The 6,814-nt window shown below is 42.3% G+C and carries 10 protein-coding genes; 6 read left to right on the top strand and 4 right to left on the bottom strand.

What is annotated here, in order from left to right; translation table 11 throughout:
* Positions 1-164: 164 nt before the first annotated feature.
* Entirely contained in the window at positions 165-692 is a 528-nt protein-coding gene (locus BLR65_RS31050; RefSeq protein ID WP_245692989.1) for a hypothetical protein, read from the top strand.
* Here BLR65_RS31050 and BLR65_RS22570 read toward each other — a convergent pair.
* Genes BLR65_RS22570 through BLR65_RS22560 form a run of 3 tightly spaced genes read right to left on the bottom strand, consistent with a single transcriptional unit; the run spans position 619 to position 3,090 of the window.
* Positions 619-2,025, bottom strand: coding sequence for a nucleoside recognition domain-containing protein (locus tag BLR65_RS22570; RefSeq protein WP_093796429.1), 1,407 nt, complete (start codon positions 2,023-2,025; stop codon positions 619-621). The two genes, BLR65_RS31050 and BLR65_RS22570, sit on opposite strands and share 74 nt — an antisense overlap.
* On the bottom strand, positions 2,022-2,816 hold the full coding sequence (locus BLR65_RS22565; protein WP_093796428.1) for a FeoB small GTPase domain-containing protein: 795 nt from the start codon (positions 2,814-2,816) through the stop codon (positions 2,022-2,024). Before BLR65_RS22565 ends, BLR65_RS22570 begins: the two co-directional genes overlap by 4 nt.
* 28 nt (positions 2,817-2,844) lie before the next feature.
* Positions 2,845-3,090, bottom strand: a complete 246-nt coding sequence (locus BLR65_RS22560) for a FeoA family protein (protein WP_093796427.1) — start codon at positions 3,088-3,090, stop codon at positions 2,845-2,847.
* 296 nt (positions 3,091-3,386) lie between these two features.
* Here BLR65_RS22560 and BLR65_RS22555 point away from each other — a divergent pair, with 296 nt between their 5' ends.
* The 4 genes from BLR65_RS22555 (at position 3,387) to BLR65_RS22540 (ending at position 4,680) form a co-directional block, all read left to right on the top strand.
* Positions 3,387-3,554 (top strand): hypothetical protein, encoded by a 168-nt coding sequence (locus tag BLR65_RS22555; protein WP_245692988.1) that lies wholly within the window; start codon positions 3,387-3,389, stop codon positions 3,552-3,554.
* Between the two features lie 14 nt (positions 3,555-3,568).
* Positions 3,569-3,823 (top strand): spore coat protein, encoded by a 255-nt coding sequence (locus BLR65_RS22550; protein WP_093796425.1) that lies wholly within the window; start codon positions 3,569-3,571, stop codon positions 3,821-3,823.
* 420 nt (positions 3,824-4,243) lie between these two features.
* Positions 4,244-4,438 (top strand): LexA family protein, encoded by a 195-nt coding sequence (locus BLR65_RS31870; protein ID WP_093796424.1) that lies wholly within the window; start codon positions 4,244-4,246, stop codon positions 4,436-4,438.
* 2 nt (positions 4,439-4,440) lie between these two features.
* Positions 4,441-4,680, top strand: a complete 240-nt coding sequence (locus BLR65_RS22540; protein WP_176772791.1) for a hypothetical protein — start codon at positions 4,441-4,443, stop codon at positions 4,678-4,680.
* A 310-nt stretch (positions 4,681-4,990) separates the two neighbouring features.
* On the opposite strand, the gene BLR65_RS22535 is transcribed toward BLR65_RS22540, so the two are convergent.
* Positions 4,991-5,485, bottom strand: coding sequence for a hypothetical protein (locus BLR65_RS22535; protein WP_093796423.1), 495 nt, complete (start codon positions 5,483-5,485; stop codon positions 4,991-4,993).
* A gap of 469 nt (positions 5,486-5,954) precedes the next feature.
* On the opposite strand from BLR65_RS22535, the gene BLR65_RS22530 reads away from it, so the two are divergent.
* Positions 5,955-6,722, top strand: a complete 768-nt coding sequence (locus BLR65_RS22530; protein WP_093796422.1) for a hypothetical protein — start codon at positions 5,955-5,957, stop codon at positions 6,720-6,722.
* Positions 6,723-6,814: the final 92 nt, after the last annotated feature.

The raw sequence follows: 6,814 nt of genomic DNA, 5'->3' as shown, positions 1-6,814 counted from the left end.
AACAATGCTTTTTCGGCATCAGAAAAGGTTTTTCGTTTATCAGGTTTCATTTTTTGCATCCCTCCTGAGACTATTATCTCAGGCTGGGGGCGCGTTCACTATGTGGCGATTGTTTGACGCTTACGTTCCTAATAAGAGACTAGGTATGTCATACACTTGGGAGAATGTGCGAATGGCCGGCCGGGATACTTCCCGGCCGGCCATTCGCATGTTTATTTGCCGGTTATTTTTTCAAAACATCAGCCGTAATATCCATGCCGCCGCAAACAACTTCATTTTTGCCGATGACAATGGACAGTCCTTTCGTTAACCGCCTTGGCGGCGATGAGCATCGCTTCGTTCGTAGCAGTGATATGGCCCTGATTGATCACGCTGCCGTCTTTCGCAAAGACGGTATTGCCGCTGAGAAAGTCGCTGTCAGAGAGGTTGAGGGTGGAGGCCACCTGGCCGCCGCCCACGTTCACCTGCGACCCGGGGGCGAAGAGGATGCCGTTGGGGTTGATGAGGTAGACCTTGCCGTTTTACAACCACCCAGACAGCGGAGACTGTCCGGTTTGATAAATAGAGTTAGCGGAATAGAGAACTATGTGGAATGTGTCCGGCAACTGCATAGTAACATTAGGCAAGCCCCAGGAGTCTTGCCGATTGCGCTACGACGAAACAAACGGCGAAAGCGATACCAGTCGGGATAAGGAAGGACAGGAAGGTCCATTTGACACTACCGGATTCTTTGTAGGCGGAGAGCAGGGTTGTAGTACAAGGCCAGTGCAGCAGGCAAAACAGCATGGTACAGACGGCGGTCAGCCAGGTCCAGTCATTATCAAGCAGTATCTGGCGGAGTTCATCGAAACTTTCAAACTCCATCATTTGGCCTGTGGCCAGATAGCTCATGAGGAGAATGGGCACGACGATTTCATTGGCCGGCAGGCCGAGAATGAACGCCAGGAGAATGAACCCGTCAATACCGATGGCGTAACCAAGCGGCTGCAGCCAACCGGCAAGATGGCCGATGATGCTCAATTCTCCTATGTAGATGTTCGCTAGTATCCAGGTAATCGCGCCGGCGGGAGCGGCCATGATGACGGCACGCTTCAGCACAAAGAGAGTACGGTCAATGATTGAGCGGTAAATGATCGCACCGACTTGCGGCGGGCGGTAGGGCGGCAGTTCTAATACCAGGGAGGAGGGCTCCCCTTTGAGAATGGTATGCGATAGTATCCAGGATACGGCAAATGTGGTCGCGATGCCGAGAAGTACTAAGCCGGTTATTGTTAACGCGGCGATTGCTGTTTCGTATTCCGAGGAGAACGCGCCGCCGAAAAAGATGGTAGCTACCGCAATGAGGGTGGGAAAACGTCCGTTACACGGCACGAAATTATTGGTCAGAATCGCAATGAGCCGTTCACGCGGCGAGTCAATGATCCGGCAGGATACAATGCCGGCGGCGTTACAACCAAAGCCCATGCACATGGTTAACGCTTGTTTGCCGCAAGCCTTGCATTTTTTAAAGAAATTATCCATATTAAAAGCAACTCTCGGCAGATAGCCTAGGTCTTCTAAGAGGGTAAACAAGGGAAAGAAAATGGCCATCGGCGGCAACATAACGGATACGACCCAGGCTAGACCCCGATAAAGCCCTAGGACGAGGACACCGTGGAGCCAATCTGGAGCTCCGGCAAGTTCAAACCATTCGGTAAGCTGATCCTGAAAGGCGAAGAAAGTGTCTGCAAGCATGCCGGAAGGCACATTCGCGCCTTCGATGGTAATCCAGAAAACAAGCCCTAACAGCGCCAGCATGATCGGGTAGCCGAAAAGACGGGATGTGAGGATGTCATCGAGTTTAGCATCCCAGGAGGACTTGTTTTCCTGTTTATGGGTGACTACTTTACGCGTTATCTGTTCGGCATTGGCGTAAATGTCGGATACAATCGTATCGCCAAGCGCGTTGCCGGTACGGAGGCGAAGTTTATCCGCTTCTGTGCAGATTTCCGCTAGCGTTGTCATGGGTTTGATATTTCCGTTCACAATGCTGCTGCCTCCTCCTGAAGCTTCCAATTTGGCTGAAAGTCTAAATACCGGTTGATGCTCTCAATGAATGCTTTATCTCCGTCCAGTAACCGGAGAGCAACCCAGCGGGGATTTAGTTTGTGATCAACAAGGCGCTGAATATTGGGTAAAAGCCCTTGCACTGCCTCTTCTATGGAGGGCGAATAAACAAGCTGCCGGGGATTACTCTTGCGTGCGCCGATGCTAACCTGATACAGGGTTTCCCGAAGGGTATTGAGGCCTTCCCCTTTTCGGGCAGCGGTAGCCACGACAGGTACGCCGAGTTCTTTTTCCAACACAGAAAAATTAATGGTAATATCTTTCTTTCTCGCTTCGTCCATAAGGTTTATACAAACAATAACGTTCGGGGTGATCTCCATCACCTGCAGGGCGAGGTTCAAATTACGTTCCAGACAGGTGGCATCTAAAACAACAATGGTAGCATTTGGCTCACCAAAGCAGATAAAATCGCGGGCGATCTGTTCTTCCACGGTGTGGGCTAGTATCGAATACGTTCCCGGCAAGTCGACCAATAGGAAGGGCTTTTGGCGATAGGTAAAAGTACCTTGGGCATTGTCTACTGTCTTGCCCGGCCAGTTGCCTGTGTGCTGGTGAAGACCTGTTAGCGCGTTAAAAACTGTACTTTTGCCAACATTGGGATTACCGGCCAAAGCAATGACGCATTGCTCAGACTCAGGGGCTATGCCGAAATGCTCGCGCAGCACCCGTCCGTGAGTTTCGCGGCGATGGGTTTCTTGACAACAGTCCATAATATATGAATCCTCCCACTATTTAAATTTATACGGGGTCGACTTTAATCAGACTCGCGTCATCGCTGCGTAGCGCGATGGTAGTGTCACGCACGCGAAACGCGATGGGGTCGCCTGCCGGACTTTTCCTAACGCATTGTACCTGAGTTTTCGGAAGAATGCCCAGGTACAGAATCCGTCTTCGGAGCAAGCCGGCAAGTTCTATGGTCGATATTCTGCAGGCTGTGCCTACAGTGATATCTGCCAAAGTTGATGCTTTTGCAGGGCTATACATACTGCTAACCTCCTTGTATTTGCCTTAGCTAAGTTTTTTCTTAAAAAAGGTTAGCGATAGCTAACACCGTGGATAAAGAAAGGTTAGCTATCGCTAACACACGGTCCGGTAAAAACGGTTAGCGTAAGCTAACACCAAATTTTCAATCGTCTGCTATAGGATATGGGAAAAAGAGAAAAGTGCTACTAGAAAAATTTAAAATTACCTCATTTTACCTGAATAATAAAGAATGTTTCAATCAATAATAATTATGTAATACATGGAAGGGAGTGTTATCTTTGGCGCAATTAAATCAAATGGAGCTTCAACATTTACGACACATGATTGGCGGTCATGAAACGGTGGCCAATAAACTGGAAGCGTACGCTCAGCAGTGTAATGATGCACAGCTCAAGCAAATGTTTCAAGAAGATGCAGCGGCAGCCAGAAGCTCAAAGCAGAAACTCATGTCATTTTTACAATAGGAGGAAAGCCAATCATGAATGAGAAAGATATGCTTAATGATTATTTAGCGATGATAAAAGGCAGTTTAGCGACCTATGCTAATGTAATTGCCGAAACAGGCAATTCTCAATTGCGTTCAACCTTTCAGCAAATGAGGAACCAGGATGAGCAGCGGCAGTATCAGATTGCCCAAACTGCACAGCAGAAGGGGTATTACAAGCCGGCTGCTCCTGCTACGCCAAACGATATTCAGCAAGTAAAATCTGAATTAATGAGTCCGTCAATGTAAGAATCATAAACAAGCAATTAACCCGTATCATGTGAGGTGCGGGTTAATTACTTTATAGTTCTTCTAAGATACGTCTATTTTCAATCACAATCGTTGAGGAACCCTCAGCATGAGAAAAAATAGGTATAATTTGTATTAAAAAATATAAATTGAATAATAAATAGGAAAAATATGCCAAAATAATGCATTTAACAAGGTCAGCCAAACAAATAATTAAGCCTCTTCTCAATCATAATAGAGGTATATTGCCGGGGATTTCCGGGCGGGTGGGAGGCGCCAAAGTGCCCAGTGACTGTGTTGCTGGGTGTTTTTTTATTTTCTGGTGTTCAGATAAGCTGTTTTTCCATTCATTTCCGCTTGTTAACTGCAAACATTTGTTCTATACTAAACACAAACAAATGTTCTGTAAGGGATGGTGTTATGACCAGTAAGGTACAGCTTCAAGTATACGAATATCTAACACGATGCGGAACTCAACCTACTATCAAAGAGATTTCTTTCGCTGCCGGTCGCAGTCAATCAACTATTCATCAAACGTTGGAACAGCTTAGGAAAAAAGGATTTGTAATTTGGGATACTGCTAGATCGCGAACTATTCAACTGGTGAGGCTATAGGTATGGAAAATAAATATAAAATATTCGTTACGATCACTGCCCAACACGATACTAAGGGCAGGATCAGGCCTTTGATTCTTCATTGGGAAGATGGCCGGAAGTTTGAAGTCGACAAAGTCCTGGATGTTCGCCAAGCAGCATCACAAAAAGCTGGCGGTCAAGGTGTGCGATACACATGCCGGATTGCAGGGAAGCAGGTTTATTTGTTTCATGACGATGGTAAGTGGTTTATTGAGAAGTAACTGTGACAGGCTTGGAAAATTGTGACTGATAGAGTGATAGCAGATGATCGCTGCTATAATAATGCTAATTCCAAGAATAAGTGGAGCAACTCGGTATAAAATCTGTAACGTAGCTAATGATTTTCCAATGGTGTTGAGGAAAGAAGGCCTCATATGAATTCCCCCTCAATATATATTTGAATTATTTTAACAAGTATTTATTTGAAAAATATTTCCTGTTATCTCATCTTTTCAAACATTTGTTTTGTAAGGAAGGTTAAGCGGTTTATAGAGAATAGTATTTCCTAAGAACAAAGAATTATTGTGACATTTAATTATATTTTATTAACTTATGTGATAGAGTATATTGGTAAGCTGTGATAATTATATCTCTGTTTAAAATTGCTTCAGATTCATTTCCGTAGTAGGCTCCGCCGGGCATATTACCACTGGTTTTATATAAGCATTTTTTTGGAGAATTTCCCCAAATCTCATCACTTTTAACCCAAATTGAGCCGTCTTTATTCCAATTATTACTATTTGGGTTAAAAAAATATTTAAAAATAAAAGTTTGTTTTTTAAAGGAAATTTTATTATTTAAAGTTTGGCTTCTTAATTTGTCTAAAGTAATCTCGTCTGGTATACAAATCAAGCTATATGTCATTTCAAAGAGAGAGTTTTTCACAGTTTTAGTTGTCACTTTTGCTTCTAGTGATTCTGTGCGAAGATATTTAGCAAAGCCATTTTCAGTAACAATATATATATCTTCCGCAAAACACACGTTGGTTAACATAGCAAAAATAATTGTAAGTAGAAACTTTTTCATATAACTGCCCTCCTTAATGTAACCTATTCATCATTAAAATGTAAAATCATTCCATTCCAAAAACTATCAAGCAGGAAATACTAGGTTTAGAAAAAATATGCCTTTTCGTATTCCAATATTTCCTTATTTCTATTACAACCTGGAACGAAACATACTGTGTATAAATATTATAAATTATGCGCATACTTAACATTACCCGACCTTGTCCATCAACGAAGAGTTATGGATATAAATAGGAAGTTGGAACTACTCACCCGGTAAAAACTTGAGTCATATGATATTATGAAATTAAATAATGTGGGTCGGAATTTAGTCAACCAACATTTTCCATGGTTCAAAAAGAGGTGTGGTATATGGGCAATGACTAAATTAATTCAAGAAAAGGCAGTTAGATATAGTCTAATTGCTTTTTCTTTTTTGTATACTTTAGTAATAACATAATGAGAGTATGTTCCAGGGAGATGATGAATTGTCTACACTTTTTAAAATACTCACTGGATCGTCTGCAATTATTGGAGTTTATACGTTCTTTAAAAATGAGATATTTTCGTTTTTACAACTAATAGCAGCTTTTATTCCGTATATCGTAGGTGGGTTTATAGGCTGTAGTATTACCATCTTATTAGTTGTTATCCTGATAAAAAACAAGGGGGAAAAAACGTATAGTCGAATGGGTTACAAAATACTCAAGGCCGAATATGTTTACACATTTGACGATAATGATTACAGGAGACAGTACCAAAAGATCAGCATAAAAATTAAAGCACTTAAATATGGAGTTTCAAAGTATTATGCGAGGTATTCCTGGACAGGAAAAGGGACTCAATTTACCCCAAAATTATTATCGTCAGGACAAACAATTGAAAATGTTCAAATCGGATCTCCTTGGTCTACATATGAAGTACATTTTAAGGAATTGGAAAAAGACGAAATAATTGACATACAAATTGCATTTGAATTTTATGATGCTGAAGATACATTCTTACCTTTACTTTACAGGAACATCTCTGAACAGATTGATAATTTATCACTGCGCGTTGTTTTTTCTAGAAAGCGTTTGCCAAAACCAAATAGTCCGAGAAAAGAAGTGGTAGATAACATAGCGCCAAAACCATGCACAGAGGAGCGTGCTATGTTACCTTTAGATGAATTCACTCATGAAGTTCGCTGGGATACACGCAACCCTAAACTTAATAAAATTTATCGAATTTGTTGGGAATGGCCTTCCGATAATTGATTGACGTTTGGTCGTAAAAAAAGAGTAGCCAATAAAGCTACTCTTTTTTTTGACGAAGGTAGATGGTTGATTTTACTTATTATTCATACTAC

The sequence above is a fragment of the Sporomusa acidovorans genome, from assembly GCF_900101845.1.
Classification (GTDB): domain Bacteria; phylum Bacillota; class Negativicutes; order Sporomusales; family Sporomusaceae; genus Sporomusa; species Sporomusa acidovorans.
The sequence above is the reverse complement of the archived record's forward strand: the minus strand, read 5'-3'. Positions and strand labels throughout refer to the sequence as shown.